Source organism: Butyrivibrio sp. AE3004 (assembly GCF_000703165.1).
Classification (GTDB): Bacteria; Bacillota; Clostridia; order Lachnospirales; family Lachnospiraceae; genus Butyrivibrio.
The window spans coordinates 1,255,969-1,273,098 of record NZ_JNLQ01000002.1 but is presented as its reverse complement, the minus strand read 5'-3'; the positions used below and the strand labels follow the sequence as shown (position 1 = coordinate 1,273,098).

Annotated in this window: 11 protein-coding genes; 1 reads left to right on the top strand and 10 read right to left on the bottom strand. The window is 40.3% G+C overall.

The window, feature by feature from the left end:
• Positions 1-34: 34 nt before the first annotated feature.
• From argS to BV60_RS0108675, 4 genes are all read right to left on the bottom strand, one after another.
• On the bottom strand, positions 35-1,804 hold the full coding sequence (gene argS / locus BV60_RS0108690; RefSeq protein ID WP_029320975.1) for an arginine--tRNA ligase: 1,770 nt from the start codon (positions 1,802-1,804) through the stop codon (positions 35-37).
• 255 nt (positions 1,805-2,059) lie between these two features.
• Positions 2,060-3,055 (bottom strand): carbohydrate kinase family protein, encoded by a 996-nt coding sequence (locus tag BV60_RS0108685; RefSeq protein WP_051656605.1) that lies wholly within the window; start codon positions 3,053-3,055, stop codon positions 2,060-2,062.
• Between the two features lie 17 nt (positions 3,056-3,072).
• Positions 3,073-3,933 carry an MBL fold metallo-hydrolase gene (locus BV60_RS0108680; RefSeq protein ID WP_029320971.1) on the bottom strand — a complete coding sequence of 287 codons (861 nt, stop codon included), beginning with the start codon at positions 3,931-3,933 and terminating at the stop codon, positions 3,073-3,075.
• Between the two features lie 81 nt (positions 3,934-4,014).
• Positions 4,015-4,692: an epoxyqueuosine reductase QueH gene (locus BV60_RS0108675; protein ID WP_029320969.1), complete on the bottom strand. Its 678-nt coding sequence runs from the start codon at positions 4,690-4,692 to the stop codon at positions 4,015-4,017.
• 316 nt (positions 4,693-5,008) lie between these two features.
• Here BV60_RS0108675 and BV60_RS0108670 point away from each other — a divergent pair, with 316 nt between their 5' ends.
• Positions 5,009-5,479: a GNAT family N-acetyltransferase gene (locus tag BV60_RS0108670; RefSeq protein WP_029320967.1), complete on the top strand. Its 471-nt coding sequence runs from the start codon at positions 5,009-5,011 to the stop codon at positions 5,477-5,479.
• Here the strand turns inward: BV60_RS0108670 and BV60_RS0108665 are convergent.
• From BV60_RS0108665 to carB, 6 genes are all read right to left on the bottom strand, one after another.
• Positions 5,474-6,004, bottom strand: a complete 531-nt coding sequence (locus BV60_RS0108665) for an NUDIX hydrolase (RefSeq protein WP_029320966.1) — start codon at positions 6,002-6,004, stop codon at positions 5,474-5,476. The genes BV60_RS0108670 and BV60_RS0108665 overlap by 6 nt on opposite strands.
• 42 nt (positions 6,005-6,046) lie before the next feature.
• Positions 6,047-7,135 carry a hypothetical protein gene (locus BV60_RS0108660; RefSeq protein WP_156036044.1) on the bottom strand — a complete coding sequence of 363 codons (1,089 nt, stop codon included), beginning with the start codon at positions 7,133-7,135 and terminating at the stop codon, positions 6,047-6,049.
• Positions 7,128-7,874, bottom strand: coding sequence for an RNA polymerase sigma factor (locus BV60_RS0108655; protein WP_242840964.1), 747 nt, complete (start codon positions 7,872-7,874; stop codon positions 7,128-7,130). Before BV60_RS0108655 ends, BV60_RS0108660 begins: the two co-directional genes overlap by 8 nt.
• 420 nt (positions 7,875-8,294) lie before the next feature.
• Positions 8,295-11,516 carry a DegV family protein gene (locus tag BV60_RS0108645; RefSeq protein WP_051656604.1) on the bottom strand — a complete coding sequence of 1,074 codons (3,222 nt, stop codon included), beginning with the start codon at positions 11,514-11,516 and terminating at the stop codon, positions 8,295-8,297.
• The gene (locus BV60_RS0108640; RefSeq protein ID WP_029320958.1) at positions 11,513-13,591 is read right to left on the bottom strand and encodes a hybrid sensor histidine kinase/response regulator; all 2,079 of its coding nucleotides are present in this window, start codon (positions 13,589-13,591) and stop codon (positions 11,513-11,515) included. The genes BV60_RS0108645 and BV60_RS0108640 overlap by 4 nt, the downstream gene beginning before the upstream one ends.
• A gap of 218 nt (positions 13,592-13,809) precedes the next feature.
• Positions 13,810-17,106, bottom strand: a complete 3,297-nt coding sequence (gene carB, locus BV60_RS0108635) for a carbamoyl-phosphate synthase large subunit (protein WP_029320956.1) — start codon at positions 17,104-17,106, stop codon at positions 13,810-13,812.
• Positions 17,107-17,130 lie beyond the last annotated feature (24 nt).

Below are 17,130 nucleotides of genomic sequence, written 5' to 3'. Positions count from 1 at the left end.
CCTTCGCTGCTAATAGCAACAAAGGCGTATATAATTACATCCTATCCGGTGCACTGAATCCAAGCAAATCAATACCGGTCTCAAGAACCTTAAGTGTTACATTAAGGAGTGCGATATAGCCACTCTTCTTATCCTCATCGGGTTCTGAAAGGATTTTTGTTGAATGATAAAAGCTGTTAAGTGCGTTTGAAAGCTCGTAGATATATGCACAGACTCTGTTAGGCATAAGATCTCTTGCAGCGCTTTCAACTGCATCGGCAAATCTTGTAAGCAGAAGCATAAGGTTCTTTTCATCTGCTGACTCTGCATTTCTAAGAAGCGCTTCCTTTACATTTCCGCCTTCCTTCTCATATTTTGAAAGGATGGACTTGATACGTACCATTGTGTAAAGGATGTACGGACCTGTATCTCCTTCGAATGAAGTAAATTTGTCGATGTCGAAGATATAGTCCTTTGAAGGCTGGTTGGAAAGATCGCCGTACTTGATTGCTGCAAGCGCAACCTTGTGTGCTGTATCCCTTGCCTCAGAGTCATCTATATCCTGGTTGCCTTCCTTGATACGGCTGTACATCTGCTCATCAATCTCAGCGATAAGTTTCTCAAGACGCATAACGCCGCCCTCTCTTGTTTTGAAAGGCTTGCCGTCTTTGCCGTTCATTGTTCCAAAGCCAACGAAGTGGAGTTCTGTCTCGGGAAGAACAAGTTTTGTCTTTCTTGCGCAGCGGAAAACCTGTGTGAAGTAGAGCTCTTGGCGCTTATCAACAACGTAGATAAGTCCTTCCGGCTTAAACTCTTCCATTCTTTGCTGAATTGTCGCAAGATCTGTTGTATTGTAAAGTGAAGCTCCGTCTGACTTAAGGATCATGCAGGGCGGAATTTCCTTAGTGTCTGTTTCCTCAGCAACGTCAACTACCAAAGCTCCCTGGCTTTCATGAGCATAACCGTGCTGTTTCATGTAATCAACCATTCCGGGGATTACGTCATGGACGTCTGACTCACCTCTCCAAAGGTCGAAATCCACGTTAAGGTTCTTATAATTTTTCTTAAGGTCATTAACAGATACGTTAAGGATATGGTGCCAAAGTGCGCGATAGCCCTTATCACCGTCCTGGAGAAGCTTTGTTGCCTCCATAGCCTCAGCCTTAAACGCCTCGTCCTCCTTGGATTTTGCGCTTGCTGCAGGATAGATTTCCTCGAGTTCACTTATTGTAAAAGGTGCTTCCTTCGGATACTGTCCCTTATGGTCTTTATCAAAATAGGGAAGATCAGGCTGGCGCTTCTTGAGCTCAGTAATAATGAGTCCCATCTGAAGTCCCCAGTCACCAAGATGAATGTCACCTGTAACCTTGTAGCCTGCATATTTAAGGATACGCTTCAAGCTCTCTCCGATTACTGCTGAGCGAAGGTGTCCTACATGAAGAGGCTTTGCAACGTTCGGTCCGCCGTAATCTATCATGAAATTAGGCGCATGCATGGGCATTGTAAGTCCAAAGTGATGCTCATGAAGCATTTTTACAATATAGCTTCTTACAAAATCCTCGCTGACCTTAAGGTTAAGGAAACCGGGCTTAACAGATTCAACAGATGAAAACATCTCGCTTCCCTGAAGCTTTTCCGCAACCGCATCTGCGATCATGAAAGGCGCCTTACCGTATTTCTTAGCTCCTGCCATAGCGCCGTTACACTGATATTCGCAAAGGTCAGGTCTGTTTGAAAGTGTAACCCTTCCAAGCTCTGCATCATAGCCGGCTGCCTCAAATGCAGCGGAAACTTCTTTTGATATAACTTCTAAGATTTTTTCCAAATTTATCTTCCTCCTAATAAAAGCATTTTATATCTGACTAACTATTGTAAGATGTCCTTTTTGTAATCTCGTCCAAAACATGCTGGTTAAAAAAACTCCTATAAACCAAACATTCTTAAATTTTCTCAAAAAATCAGGAATTGTATTGAACTAACTAAAAGTAAAAATAGTTACATATTAATAAATCAAATAGCATTCTATCATATTTAGTCAATATATGCTCGGAAATAATTTTTCCATATTTATATAATTCCCTTATATTCGTTCGGGAAGACATAAATCATCACAGTTCTTATTATAACCAGCTTTCATTTTTTCAAAACGCTGCAAGGGTTCTTCCAAGGACTTCACGCCTTCCGCCCCGCCGATATTTTCAACAACACATGAGGCAACAGCGCATCCAAAGAGTCCGCAGTCTTTAAGTGAAAATTTTTCCGACAGTCCATATAAAAAGCCTGCTGCGAAGCTGTCACCTGCTCCGGTGGTATCTATCACTTTGCAGTCAGAATACGCAGGAATTTCATAAAAGGCATCTGCCGTTTTTATAATGCATCCCTTTGCACCAAGCTTTATGACCGCGCATCCGACTCCTTCCTTTATCAGAAGTTCTGCATTTTCCCGGGGAACACTTTCTCCTGTAAGCATTGAAATCTCATCATTGTTTGCAAGAAAATAATCTATATATGGAAGGCACGATCGCAAATCTTGCAGTTTTTCCCCATTCTTAGGCTTTGTCATATCTGTGAGGATAATCCTGCGTTTCTTTATTTGTCGAAACAATCGCCCCAAATTCTCCGGTTTAAGAGGCGGGGAAACAAATATGCTGGCAAAGCTTACTATGTCGGCCATTTCATCAGTGGATTTAGCGATGTCATCTTCGAAAAGCTTTCTCTGACTGCTTGCAGGATCCGTGAGGAAAAATCTTTCTCCCTTCTTGTCCACCAGAACAATATTGGTTGAGCTTGCATACTCATCTGTCATGATTGTTTTATCATGACTTACGCCATTCTCATCCAAAAAAGCGCAAATTCGATTTCCTACTTCATCGTTTCCAAGTCTTGTTATAAGCTCTGTTTTTTTTCCAAGTCTCGATAAAACAACCGCTTCATTAAGTGCATCGCCTCCAAAGGATGTCCTAATGTAGTCCATAGGCATTGACCCGGTTTCAAAGACCTCAGGTCCCGCCGCTCCTGCAAGAACATCCAGCACAGCTCCACCTATTATAGAAATTTTCACATTTTCTTTATTCATAAAATATTCTTATCCATTCAAAAATCTATTTCATCCCCGCAGTGTATATATTCTATCTGCTCTCCCATAATTTTCCTCATCTCTTCATAGGGTTCCTCGCCGGTACAATGCATGGTATAAAATTTCGTTTTAAACTTCTTAAGCTCCTCTGCAGTATTTCTGATATATTCAAGGTCATCATCAGAATAGCCATTCTTTCTAAGTGTATGGAAACCGCTGAAAACCGCATCCGGATAGTCACCATATATCTCAAAATATCTCTGAAGAATATTCGTCACACCATGGTGAGCACAGCCTGAAAAGACATATCTTTTACCATCCTGCTTTATGACAAGACACTGCTCATGAGCAAAATCATCATTTATCAACTCCCCATCTTTCTCCACAAAAAGAGTTTTATTTGTAAGAGGTGCCGGCTTTGAATTTCCTATATTTGAGAAAATCTCCAGTTCCTCATCCGGTTTGCCTTCTAAAGCATTGTCAGATATCGCATCGGAGAGAGGCTTTTGATCCAATATAATAACCTGCTTTAAATTCATTATCTCCGGATCAAGTCCTATGTATCTTGGCTCGCCGCTCCTTGTTGTCGAATAGCACTTTGAAAACGCAAGCGGATGTATAAAAATTTTTGCTGTCTGATTCATCTTAGAAAAAGGAAGGATTCCTCCGCCGTGATCGTAATGCCCGTGGCTTAAGATTACCGTGTCAACTTCAGAAAGCTCCACCCCAAGCTTTTTTGCATTTTCAATCAAAAGATCGGAAGCCCCGGTATCCATAAGTAGTTTATGCTTCTTCGTTTCTATATAAAAACAAAGACCGTGCTCCGCTCTGCAGCCTGCATTTCCTTCTGTGTTTTCTACAAGATTTACTACTCGCATTTTCCCCTCTTCCTTTTACCTAATACATCGTTCGTGAAATAACTAGCCAAATTCGAAGTATGTTTGCCCTAGAGTACAGTTTCAAAGACATTTTGATGCTTCCCTCTCCTGTCTTGAAAACTCGCAGCCACAAAAGTCCTGTCTGTACAATCCGAATTTATGAGACAGTTCAATGGAACGTTTATACCCTTCCTTTTTCTTGAAATCGGATGGAAGAAAACTCACATTATGATTTTCACCCATTTCCTGTCCAATCCTGTTTAATCTCTCAGCATCCTTAAGCGGCGATATTGTAAGGGTTGTTGTAAAAAATTCAAATCCATTCTTTGCGGCAACTTTAGCAGATTCTTCAAGGCGCAGTTCAAAGCATTTGGTGCATCTGTCTCCGCCTTCAGGGCAGCTCTCAAATCCCTTTATGGCTTTCAGATAATCGCTGACTATATAGTCGCCTTCCAGTATCTCTATTTTTCTTGCATTCTCATCGGAATTCATACCATCAAAGCAGTGTTCCTCAACCTGCCTGTTATACTCGGCAATAAGTCTTTTTTCCTCATCCACACGCTTTCTGTATTCTGTTTCATTCATAATATTCGGATTATAAAAAAACACCGTAATGGCAAAGTATTGCCTTAAATACTCCAGACAATATGAAGAACAGGGTGCACAGCACGCATGCAAAAGGAGCTTCGGATATCTGTTTTCTTCACGGAATTTTAGAATTTTCTTTTCCAGCTCTTTTGCGTAATTTACCTTATTCATAGTACTCTTTTCTTAATAAATTGTTATAGATTCATGTTTTTCCTCAGAAAAAAATTGAATCGTATCAGCCAGCTCCTTGCTTTTAAGGAACACAGAATTCTTACGTACACTTTCGATTTTGTACACCAGAAATCATACTTCAGCATTTTTATCGAAATTTTTTATAGCTCACTTGGAATTACAATCCATACTGAGATATAATTCTCATGTTATCTTTTTGACAACACTTATAAATCGAGTTTTTGATGTATCAGCACAATAGTGCTTATCACAAATTAACAACATAAATATACCACAATTTACAGGAGGCTTTCCCATGAAATTCAGACGTGCCCTAGAAAAAGACATTCCTCAGATACATGAGCTGCTAAGACAGGTCAACCTTGTTCATCATATCGGAAGACCGGATCTTTTCAAAAAGGCAAACAAATACACCGATGACGAACTCGCCGTGATTTTAAAGGATGATACCCGTCCTATCTTTGCTGCGGTTGATGAAAATGATGTCATGCTCGGCTATTCATTTTGCGTTCATCAGGAGCACCCTGCAGATGATAATCTTATGATGCCAATCAAAACTCTTTATATTGATGATCTCTGCGTAGATGAAAATGCCAGAGGTCAGCATGTAGGAAAACAGCTCTACAATTATGTACTATCATGGGCAAAGGAAAAGGGCTACTACAACGTAACCCTTAATGTCTGGACCTGTAATGAAAGTGCCATGAAGTTCTATGAATCAGTCGGCATGACTCCCTACAAGATTGGCATGGAGCAAATTTTATAAGCTTATTTTCACCCCATCAAGTATCGCTTCTGTCAATACATCACCCTCATAGGTTAATTTTAATGAAAAGAAGGGCTGCTCCGGACTACTTATAAGATCAAGAAATATCAGATCGCCTTTCCACAAATTAAGTTCGGACAGCCTGTTTTTCGGTACCCATTCCAAGGTACCTTCATCGCAGTCTGCAAGCTCACCCTCAAAATCATCAGAAGTAAAAAGACACATATAGTCTGTTACATCCTTGCTCCATGGATCCTTTTCTTCCTCTGTATAAAGACCTTCACGTTCATCTCTTATCGCCTTGGAATAAAAGGTAACAATTCCCCTGAACTTTGCAGACTTTAGCCTTAATCCTGTTTCTTCCAGCACTTCTCTTTGAACGCAGTCATCGGGACTTTCGCCGTTCTCGCAATGTCCGCCGGGGGCTATCCATTTACCTTCGTTAATATCATTCTTTTTCTTTATTCGATGAAGCATCAGATATTTATTATCCTTTTCTATGTAGCATAGAGTTGTAATTTCCATTGCCTGAATCTCTCTTTCTCTATTTTTTCAGCCGGCATATTATCAATCAGTAAATAAGACTTGTAGTTCCTTTGTACTAATATCATAGGTTACAGTAAGTCCATAAAAGCAGTTATCCGCATTCCACACAACCGTCTTTCTATTATCATAGTCTGTGTATACAGCGGCCTTTGTTCCGGCAATTTCTATATCTTCATCTGACTCATAAGTATCCGGCAATAGAGCCATATTGTTAACAAACTCAGCATTGTCCGCAATATAAAAATATGCGGAGCCGTCTTCAAAGAAATATCGTATTTCACCGCCATTATCATATATATAATAGTCAGCTTCGTCCGTCATTTTTGAAAGACTGGTTAATTCCTTAAAACTAAAACCAAGGCTCTTTACAAATTCGTCTTTTGTTTTAATATACTTTCCTGTTTTCTGAGGTTTTGTAGTCTTCTGAGTTCCTACTTTTTCACTATCTGATATTAGAGAATTATTATTTCCGGCAACTGCTGCCATATCCTGCTTTTCAGTTTCTGCAATATTCTGATCGTCGGTTGCTGCCATATCCAGCCCTTCAGTTGCAGCCATTTCCTCAGATTTTTTGGAAGCATTCCCAGCCATTTCAGATGTCTCCTCCGTCACTGCGTGCTCCTCTGCTTCAGCAGATTCTTCTGCCGCTTCTGTCTCTGCAGCCTCCTCTGTTTCAGTTGCTTCTTCATCGTCCATAGTACTCTCATAAGATTCCTCTGCCATTCCGTCATAATCGGATAAATCTTCCGGTGCCATTGCGCTCTCTGTAGACTCGGCAGCATATTCATATGAACTTGAAGTGGAATCGGATGCACTTTTATTTAAACCTACTGTCTTAATAACTCCATAGGTTCCTACAACTATCAAAGCAAATATAGCCACTTTTGAACCATACAAATATATAAACTTCAGTATCTTATCCGAATCGTTCGTTATTTCTGTTGACTTATCTGCATCGCTTTTTACTTCAGCCACCTTAGCAGTGTCCTTATTTACGTCATCTTTACCGGAGTCATCGCCGGAAAATTCCTTATCAATATTCTCAAGGATTCTGCTGCGCATCTCATCGGTAATGACTATGTTTTTCATAACTTCATTATATTTACTCAAAGTCATACACCTCCTTAAGAATAGTTTTAAGCTGCTGCCTTCCGCGATTTAGATCTGACCGGACCGTCGATTCATTTCTTTTCAGAATTTCAGCTATTTCTTTTGTAGAATATCCCTCCTCATAAAAAAGGTGAATCACTTCACGAAACTTCTCCGGCAATTGTTTAACAGCATCCCAGACGAATGCAAGGTCCTCCTTGTTTTCTGCAACAAGTTCCTCCGAAAGCTCATCCGCCCTTCTGATACCAAGATATTCTATTTTGTTTTTACTTAAATTTGCTGCAACGGTAAGGAGCCACGCTTTCTCATGATGGTCATTTTCAAATACCGGTACTTTTTTCATGTACTGAATAAGCGTGTCCTGGAGAATATCCTCAGCATCACTCATGTTATGAAGGTAGGAATAGGCGCATCTTAAAATGCTGTTACCATATTTATCAAGTAGCTCACCTGCTTTTACTGTGGGATTATAATCCAAACGTCCAGCTTCGTTCTGAGGAGAAGTATTTGTGCGAATCTCTTTTTTGTCAAAAGCTTCAGCAGATAAAATTTCATAAAGTAAGCTCTCCTTAAAAAGACCTTTCATGGCTTTATAAGAAAAACACCATCCTTCCATTCTATTTTCAAACCGGATTATCAGTTTTTTCCAAAATTCCCTGACTAACGCACCATAACTCCAAACGTAGGTCAGACAATTTTCATTTAATTCATTTTCCCCATACAGTGCTAAATTATACATAGTTCCCCTATTAACGCTCTCAAAACACGATTCAAACCGGCATTGCTTGCCTGTTCATTTAGCAATTGTTATAGTTTTTTCACACTTGATAAGTATATCACAGTTTTCTGAATTTCCTCAGAAATTAAGAAATCATGCATTATCATGTTTTATTATTCTACTTTATATACAGATAAAATCCTGATAATGTTGCACTTTTAGGCAAAACAAATTCTTCAATCAAATTTGTTATCTTTTCGAGTTTGCACACCATTCCGTTTAATGAAAAAACCATGTAGGCATTTCGCCGCCATGGTTTTTCATTCAAAAGTTAGCTAATACAAGTAGTGAACTGTAGCCGGGACCATTAAACAATAATTCTTCGCATTCCAAGATTTTGCTTACCTACAAATTAACTATCACCTACAAATTATCTATCACCTATATATTATCTATCACTTCCAGATTCTTCTTATACTGAATATAGTGATCCATTACTTTTCCATGATTTTCTCTGATATATTCGATATCTCCTGCTTTTCCGGCTTTTTCAAGTTCAAAGGCTTCATCCGCCAGTTCATCTGCACCAATCAGTCTTGATGAACCTTTCAGCGCATGGATCTTAATAGTGTAATCCTTCCAATTTTCAGAGTTAAAAAATCTGTCAAGTTCCTCTGATTTTGCAGGAATTCCGTCACGATATATTTTGAGTACCATAAGGAGCGAGTCCTCTGTTTCGCAGTGATCAATTGCAGCTGCGCCGTCTATACCCTCTATATTCTCGTACCATTTTGGCTCTTCTAAAGCCTTATCGGTTGGCAGATCAGCTTTTTCAGCATTGTCGGCAGTCCGTTCTTGTGTTTCAGCAGTATTATCAATTACTTCCTCTGTCGAATTATCATTAGAAGCCTCTTCACCTATAACATAATCCTCTGTATATTCAGGCTTATTTTTCTTAATAAAATAGTTGTCAAAGCTAAAGCTCTGCTCACCCCTCGTCATATACAAAATTCCTACCGTCCCGGGACCGCAGTTAAGTGAAATCGCAGCTGATGCCTTTTGGACAATGATGTTTTTAAAATCGTATTTGCTGCTTATAAGGTCTTTTATCCACTCAATAGTATCCTCCGGCACATCTACATAGGTTATGAAAATGAGATCAAGATTAGGATCAGCGTTCTTCGGGAGTGCATAATTTATGTAATCTCTATAGCATTTTTGCATATCACCCAGCCATAAATTATCAAGACAAAACATGCTGTTTTTTATCTTAAGAGACATTTTTAGCCCGGCTGTCTGCATAAGTCTGTTTGTCCATTTGCCCACAAATCCGTTTTTCGTCATAAAATCGGTTTCGGCAAGAATGAAGCTGCAGTGAATTCTGCTTTTCAGTTTTTCTATTTCTTCCGCAATCTTCGCTACCGGTTCATTCTGCTTTGCCATGCTGTAAGCAGCAAGAACCATAAGTCCAAGGGCACTTGATAGGTATCCCGAATCCACGACGGTAACATTGTCAAACAGGCTTGCCGCCCTGCATGCCCTGTCGTATTCATCACTCATCTTTGCCGAGAATGACAGATAAATGATCTGATGAGCTTTCTTTAATTCTTTCGCAAAGAAGTATTCGAATTCCTCTACGGTAGGAGGTTCCGATCTGAACTCTCTTCCGTCCTCGTTTATGTAACGAATGAGTTCGTCAGCATCAGCCTCTATGCAGTCATAATAAGTTTTACCCTGAGACCTTATACTTACAGGAATAGTATCGATCTGCAGATCTTTAAGAAGTTTTGTCGGAAGGTCACTGATTGTGTTAGTAGTAATGAGAACAGGAATCTTTTTGCTGTAACCTTTGGAAGTATTCAGCTCCTCTCTGTTCATGCTTCTCATTTCAGTAGCTTCTACCTTTGTTTCAGGTAAAAATCCAAGAAGCATCTCCTCAAGCTGACTTCCGGACACAGGCTTTACAAGATATCCGTCAAAGCCACAGGAATTATACAGCTTTCTGTTTTCACTTCCGGCATTTGCGGTAAGCACTATCACAGGAGTAAAGTTATTTAAACCACCCGTCTGTCTTCTTATTCTCTCAAGACATTCTATTCCGTCCATCTCAGGCATCATATGATCCATGAGTATGGCATCATAAAAATTTTTAAAGGTCATATCAAGTGCTTCTTTACCACTATGGGCAATATCTATTACCATCTTTGTTTCAGCGAGCAGCTTTTTTTCAACCTCAAGATTCATAGCATCATCATCTACAATAAGTATTCTTGCCTTTGGTGCCAGAAATCCGCTTTCGTACTTGTAGAGCTGTCCCGCTTCACCATTACTTATTATGCTGATATCTCCAACCGGTTCTTTATTGGTTATTTTTTGCCATAGTGAAACAGTAAACGTTGCGCCTTGAGTATACACACTGTTCACCGCTATTTTTCCGTCCATAAGGTCAACAAGCTGTTTTACGATTGACAGTCCCAGTCCTGTACCCTCAATCTTGCGGTTTTTCTCCTCATCTACTCTTTTAAAGACATCAAAAAGATACGGAAGCGCATCCTGCTTTATTCCGATTCCTGTGTCTGATACAGAGTACATGAGCAGTACCTGGTCTTCTTTTTCCTCCTGACGTTCCATATGGAGCGTGACAGATCCTTCATTTGTGTATTTAACCGCATTGTTCAGAAGGTTTATTAAAATCTGTTTTATTCTAACTTCATCTCCGAAAAGCTCACTCGGAATTGAAGGGTCTATATCAACGTTAAGTCTTAGGCCCTTTTCCTCAGCCCTTAGCCAAACCATGTTTACGATTTCGGCTACAGCTTCCGAAACCTTGTAATTGACAGGAACTATATCCATTTTCCCCGCTTCTATCTTACTGAAATCCAGGATGTCATTTACAAGAGCAAGCAGCATTTTACCGGCTCCCTGTATATTCAGGGAGTCCCTTCTTATTTCCTCCGAAGAGTTTTCCTGTCTTAAAATAATCTCATTAAGTCCCAGAATTGTGTTTATCGGTGTTCTGATCTCATGGCTCATTTTTGAAAAGAAATTATTCTGGGATTTATTTAATTCTTCAGATTTCCTGGTTTCCTGTTTTGCCTTATAATTCTCCTCTTTTGATACAAGGATCTGAAACCATGCCATCAGGTAACATACAAATCCCACCTGAATGACTCCTAAGAGAGAATCCATCCAAAACATTTCCCTTGTATGCGGTATAACAAGCTCAGGATAATAATAACTAAGCCCATACATCAAAATTACCAAAAGGGTCATGAGAACCAGCATTGATGCTCTCCATATCCCCGACAGGACAAGACCTATATACAGGTAGGTGAATATAAGCCAGGGAACAGCACCTCCCTCAGTACCTCCACCAAAGAAAAAGATAATAGGCATGAGTATAAATGCTACTCCTATAACGAGAAACCTCATGGCGAATCTTGCCCTTTGCTTTTTTACACCAAAGTACGTAATAAGCGGGCCAAAGATTACTATTCCTACCAGCGCAATGATCTCAACAATATTCTCACCGCAGATAATGTCACCGATAAGTGCGATTACGGCTACAGCCACTGCCGAAATAGTAAGAAGTATGAAAATCCTTTCCCTTATACTTCTGTCTGAATCTTTAATCAGTTTTAAAAAGAAGCCTTTTAATCTCATACATGACCTCCTTCGTAACTAATCATCGACTCGGGCAGAACTTTTTTCATCGTTCTCTCAAAATCCTGTATCTCGATTGGTTTAGTGATAAATCCGTCAAAACCCTCCCTAAGCAGCATTTCTCTTGCACCGCTTATGGCATTGGCAGTAAGGGCAATAACACGCATGTCTTTACCCTTATTGGAAGCCTCGTTTTTGATGATTTTCATAGCCTCAACACCATCCATTTCAGGCATCATGTGATCCATGAAAATAACATCATAGTCTGATCGTTTGAATTTCTCAATTGCCTCCTTACCGCTTGTTGCAGTATCAGTCTTCATTTTATAGTTTTCGAACAGGCCTGTTGCCACTATAAGATTCATAGGCTCATCATCAACTATAAGCGCCCTTACTCCTGTGTATACCGGTTTAATCTTCGAAACTTCTTCCTCCGTATTACCGAATCCTGTTTTTCCGTTTAAGGCCTGTACAAGCTCATAAGCATACAAGGGCTTTGGCACAACAACAACTCTGCTACCTGCAGACGTCTTAAAGCCGGGTTGCGCAGAGACTATAACCTCTATATCACGCTTACTTAAGGAGTCAAAATATGCAGTGTTTTCGGAATATTCATCGGCCCCTGTGAAAACATGGGTAAATCTTCTCTTCTCCACACTACGTTTAAATTCCTCGAAATTATTTGCAGAGTACATATTAACTCTGAGACCTTCTGCCATATTCATAGCCATGGAGGTAATATATTCCCTGACTTCCGGAACCTTATACTTTTCCGAATTGACGTAAAACAGTATATTTTTATCCCGAGAATTATCAACAGACAGGCATGGTCTGCTGTCCACTATCTCCTGTGGTATGCTTACACGGATAGCAGTACCGCTTCCTTTTTCACTTTCAATCGTAACAAAGCCATCCATTTTGTGAGCAAAACCAAACACAATTCCAAGACCAAGGCCTCCCCTTCCCGCACTTTGATTGCTGTTTTCAAGCATCTCATAGAAGCCTTTAGACGCATTTGCCATTTCTTTTCTTGTCATACCTATACCGGTATCCTTGACTTCAATGACAAGGTTTACTCCGTAATCCCTTTTGATCGTATAGATTTTTATATAAATTCCGCCTCTGTTTGTAAATGCGACCGCGTTATCAATAAGTAGTCTTATGATCTTTGCAATCTTTTTCACATCACCCTTCATGGTTGTCGGAACCGACGGCGCAAGGTCGATTACTATTTCAAGATTGTTTTTTTCATTTTGCCCCGAAATATTTATAAATCCCTCGTTTATAAGTGAGGTTATCATATATTTATCAACCTCAATACTTACAGACTTTCTCTCTATCTCGGTGTAGTCCTGTATATCCTCAATCTGTCTTGCAAGTCTTATACCCGCATTTCGTATGGCTGTTACATCATCTCTTTTTTCCTTTTTCAAAATCAGCGTAGAAATTCCCGTTACTACATTTACCGGTGTACGAAGTTCATGCGATATTCTGGACAAAAAATCATCCATACCCATAAGTGCCTGTTCTTTATCTACCTTTACATTTTCAATATTCCTGATAAAGGCAATTCTGTTTTTTATTGATCTTTTGCAAACATGATACAGGCATATCATTGCCGATACATGGAGTGCTATTCTCGAAATATTCAGGGAATTAAACTCGATAGTAGCTCTTGAAAACGCTACGGCAGTGTGGACTGCCATCAGTATCAGATATTCAACTAAAATAATCTTCAAAGAAATGATTGAATCTATCTGTGAAAAGGTCGCCATTAAAAGTGAAAAAATAACGACCATGTCAAAGAAGCTGCTCTCATGAACCCCATGAAAGAGCGCAGCCAGCATGGAAAAGACAAGAAAGAAATTATTTCTGAATCGGACATTTGCATATTGAGTGATATGTAAAAACCATATGGCAATAACACCACCTACGATAAGCGGCGGAACCCAGTATTCCCATCCTTCAGTTATGCTCTCAACTATAAGCCCAAAGCATGCGATCGTGATTACCACTATTATCGATAAATGAACTTTGGTTTCATCAAGCTGTATTCCATCTCTTTTGTCGTTCATCAGTTGCCCCCATAATGTATTTCACAAATTATTTGACACTGTAAAAACGATTTTTAATATTACGACAAATACTTGCCCAAATATAATTATAAACTTGATGAAGAAAATGATTCTTAAGAAAGAATGCATATATAATAAAATTTTTCTTATCATGAATCAGAAACAAAAATCAGACTCCTCAGAGTCTGATTTTCGTATTCTTATTATGAAAGATTGTTTTATATCTTCGCAATATCTACAAGTTCAAGTGTATCTTCCTTGTAAGCATCTTCAAGACTGGTCACAAGAGCTCTTGCTGTATCAAGAGCAGTTATAACATTAACACCGGTCTCTATTGCAGTACGGCGGATAAGGAAGCCGTCTCTGCTCTTATCACGGCCTTGAGTAGGTGTATCTATTACAAGGTCAATTCTGTGTCCGAGGATAAGGTCGATGACAGTAGGTGATTCCTGACTGATTCTATTTACCTTTCTCGCCTTAACTCCGTTTTCATTTAGTGTATCAGCTGTTGAACGTGTAGCATAGATTATATATCCAAGCTTTTCAAAACGTCTGGCAATATCGATCACTTCGCCCTTATCAGAATCCTTAACAGTGATTATCATCTGCTTATGCTTGGGAAGTCTGATACCTGCTCCGAGGAATGCCTTATAAAGTGCCTCACTGTAGGATTTACTTATTCCTAGACATTCACCCGTACTCTTCATCTCAGGTCCAAGGCTGATCTCAGCTCCTCTGATCTTTTCAAAGGAGAATACAGGCATCTTGATGGCAATATGCTCTGCTTCCGGCTGAAGTCCCGGTTTATAACCAAGATCTACCAGCTTCTTGCCCATCATTACCTGTGCTGCGAGGTCAACTATCGGTATACCTGTTACCTTACTGATGTAAGGTACTGTTCTTGATGATCTGGGGTTTGCTTCTATGATGTAAACCTCATCACCTACAGCTATAAACTGAACATTTATCAGTCCGATTACATGAAGGGCTTTAGCAAGTCTCTCAGTATAATCTGCAATGGTCTGCTTTACTTTATCCGAAAGTGACTGTGCCGGATAAACTGAGATTGAGTCACCTGAGTGGATACCGGATCTCTCAATATGCTCCATGATACCGGGAATTACGATGTTTTCTCCGTCGCAAACCGCATCTACTTCAGTCTCAACACCCTGGAGATATTTATCTACCAGAATAGGATGGTCCTGTGCAATTCTGTTTATTATGTTGATGAATTCCTCTATCTCCTGGTCTGACAAGGCAATCTGCATACCCTGTCCTCCAAGCACATAGGAAGGTCTTACAAGTACTGGATAGCCAAGTCTATTTGCAACTTCCTTTGCCTCCTCAGCTGTATAAACAGTTGCACCTTCAGCACGCTTTATTCCGGTCTCTTCAAGAATTCTGTCAAAGATTTCTCTATCCTCAGCAGCATCAACATCCTCTGCCTTGGTTCCGTAAATCTTTACGCCCATTTTCATAAGGTCCTGTGTAAGCTTGATCGCTGTCTGTCCGCCAAACTGAACTACAGCTCCGTCAGGTTTTTCAAGTCTTACAATGTTCTCAACATCCTCCGGAGTAAGTGGCTCGAAGTAAAGCTTGTCAGCAATATCGAAGTCTGTTGATACCGTCTCAGGGTTATTGTTGATGATTATCGTTTCGTAGCCTTCTTTTTCGAATGCCCATGTTGCATGCACCGAACAATAATCGAATTCAATACCCTGACCGATTCTAATGGGACCGGAGCCAAGTACAAGAATTTTCTTTTTCTTTTCGCCTGATGCTTCATCCTTTTCAAGTGCTTCATTCTCCTCATCCGCATCGCTGTAAACGGAGTAATAATACGGTGTTTCGGCAGCGAATTCCGCAGCGCAGGTATCTACGAGCTTGTAAGCAGCTTTTATTCCGTAGAAATCTCTCAAAGCCTTTATTGTATCAACCGAGAATCTTGTAAGTCTGCTGATCACCTTGTCAGGATACTCGAGTCTCTTAGCCTTAAGAAGTGTGTCATAGCTTATAAGCTTCTTAGCTTCTTCAATCTCAGGAACATTTTCCTCTGAAACCTTGTGACGGGCTATTGTGCTCTTCTCACCGATCCTAAGAAGCTTAAGCTCCATCTTGATCAGCGTGTGAATCTTATCTATAAACCAGTGGTCGATCATGGTGATCGCATGGATCTCATCATGGCTCATACCGCGGCGAAGTGCTTCGGCGATTACCCAGATTCTCTGGTCATCAACAACTTCAAGACGGCTCCTTAGTTCATCATCATCAAGCTCTGAAAAATCATAGCTTGTAAGGCAGTCAACATGTTGTTCAAGTGAACGTATGGCTTTCATCATTGCACCTTCGAAGTTGGTGCAGATACTCATAACTTCACCTGTGGCCTTCATCTGAGTTGTGAGTGTACGTTTTGCCGTAATAAATTTATCAAAAGGCAGTCTGGGGAATTTTACTACGCAGTAATCAAGTGTAGGTTCAAAGCTTGCGTAGGTTTTTCCCGTGATAGCATTTTTAATCTCATCAAGTGTGTATCCAAGCGCAATCTTGGCAGCAACCTTGGCAATGGGATAGCCTGTTGCCTTTGATGCAAGTGCTGAAGAGCGGCTTACTCTGGGGTTAACCTCGATTACACAATACTCAAAGCTTGTGGGATGAAGGGCGAACTGTACGTTACATCCACCTGTAATCTGAAGCTCATCTATTATGTTAAGAGCAGCACTTCTAAGCATCTGATATTCTTTATCAGTAAGTGTCTGTGAAGGAGCAACTACTATACTGTCACCTGTATGAACTCCGACGGGATCGATGTTCTCCATGTTGCAGACAGTTATACAGTTTCCTGCGCTGTCACGCATTACTTCGTACTCGATTTCCTTCCATCCGGCTATGCAGCGTTCAACAAGTACTTCGTTTGCTCTTGAAAGACGAAGTCCGTTTTCAAGAATTTCTTCACATTCAATTCTGTTATGAGCAATTCCGCCGCCGCTTCCGCCAAGAGTAAAAGCAGGACGAAGGACTACGGGATATCCGATTTTTTCAGCAAAGTCAACACCATCATCAACGTTGTGTACAACAAGAGAAGCTGCACAGGGCTCACCGATTTTTTCCATGGTGTCCTTGAATTCCTGACGGTCCTCTGCCTTCTTGATAGTCTCGGCTGTTGTTCCAAGGAGCTTTACTCCGTGAGAAGCAAGGAAGCCTGACTCTGCAAGCTCCATACCAAGGTTAAGACCTGCCTGTCCTCCAAGTGTGGGAAGAACACTGTCAGGTTTTTCCTTTTCAATGATCTGCTCAAGTACCTTAACTGTAAGAGGTTCAATATAAACCTGATCCGCAATATCTTTATCTGTCATGATGGTGGCAGGGTTTGAGTTAACAAGGATTACTTCTATTCCCTCCTCCTTGAGTGACCTGCAAGCCTGAGTACCTGCATAGTCGAACTCAGCAGCCTGACCGATTACAATCGGGCCGGAACCTATGACCAGAACTTTTTTCACATCTTTATTTTTTGGCATTTTTATTCCTTCCTTAGATCTATC

Bases quoted from the DNA above. Each gene is read 5' to 3' on its own strand.
- BV60_RS0108685 (WP_051656605.1), bottom strand. From the start codon at position 3,055: ATGAATAAAGAAAATGTGAAAATTTCTATAATAGGTGGAGCTGTGCTG.
- BV60_RS0108680 (WP_029320971.1), bottom strand. From the start codon at position 3,933: ATGCGAGTAGTAAATCTTGTAGAAAACACAGAAGGAAATGCAGGCTGC.
- BV60_RS0108675 (WP_029320969.1), bottom strand. From the start codon at position 4,692: ATGAATAAGGTAAATTACGCAAAAGAGCTGGAAAAGAAAATTCTAAAA.
- BV60_RS0108670 (WP_029320967.1), top strand. From the start codon at position 5,009: ATGAAATTCAGACGTGCCCTAGAAAAAGACATTCCTCAGATACATGAG.
- BV60_RS0108665 (WP_029320966.1), bottom strand. From the start codon at position 6,004: ATGGAAATTACAACTCTATGCTACATAGAAAAGGATAATAAATATCTG.
- BV60_RS0108655 (WP_242840964.1), bottom strand. From the start codon at position 7,874: ATGTATAATTTAGCACTGTATGGGGAAAATGAATTAAATGAAAATTGT.
- BV60_RS0108645 (WP_051656604.1), bottom strand. From the start codon at position 11,516: ATGAGATTAAAAGGCTTCTTTTTAAAACTGATTAAAGATTCAGACAGA.
- BV60_RS0108640 (WP_029320958.1), bottom strand. From the start codon at position 13,591: ATGAACGACAAAAGAGATGGAATACAGCTTGATGAAACCAAAGTTCAT.
- carB (WP_029320956.1), bottom strand. From the start codon at position 17,106: ATGCCAAAAAATAAAGATGTGAAAAAAGTTCTGGTCATAGGTTCCGGC.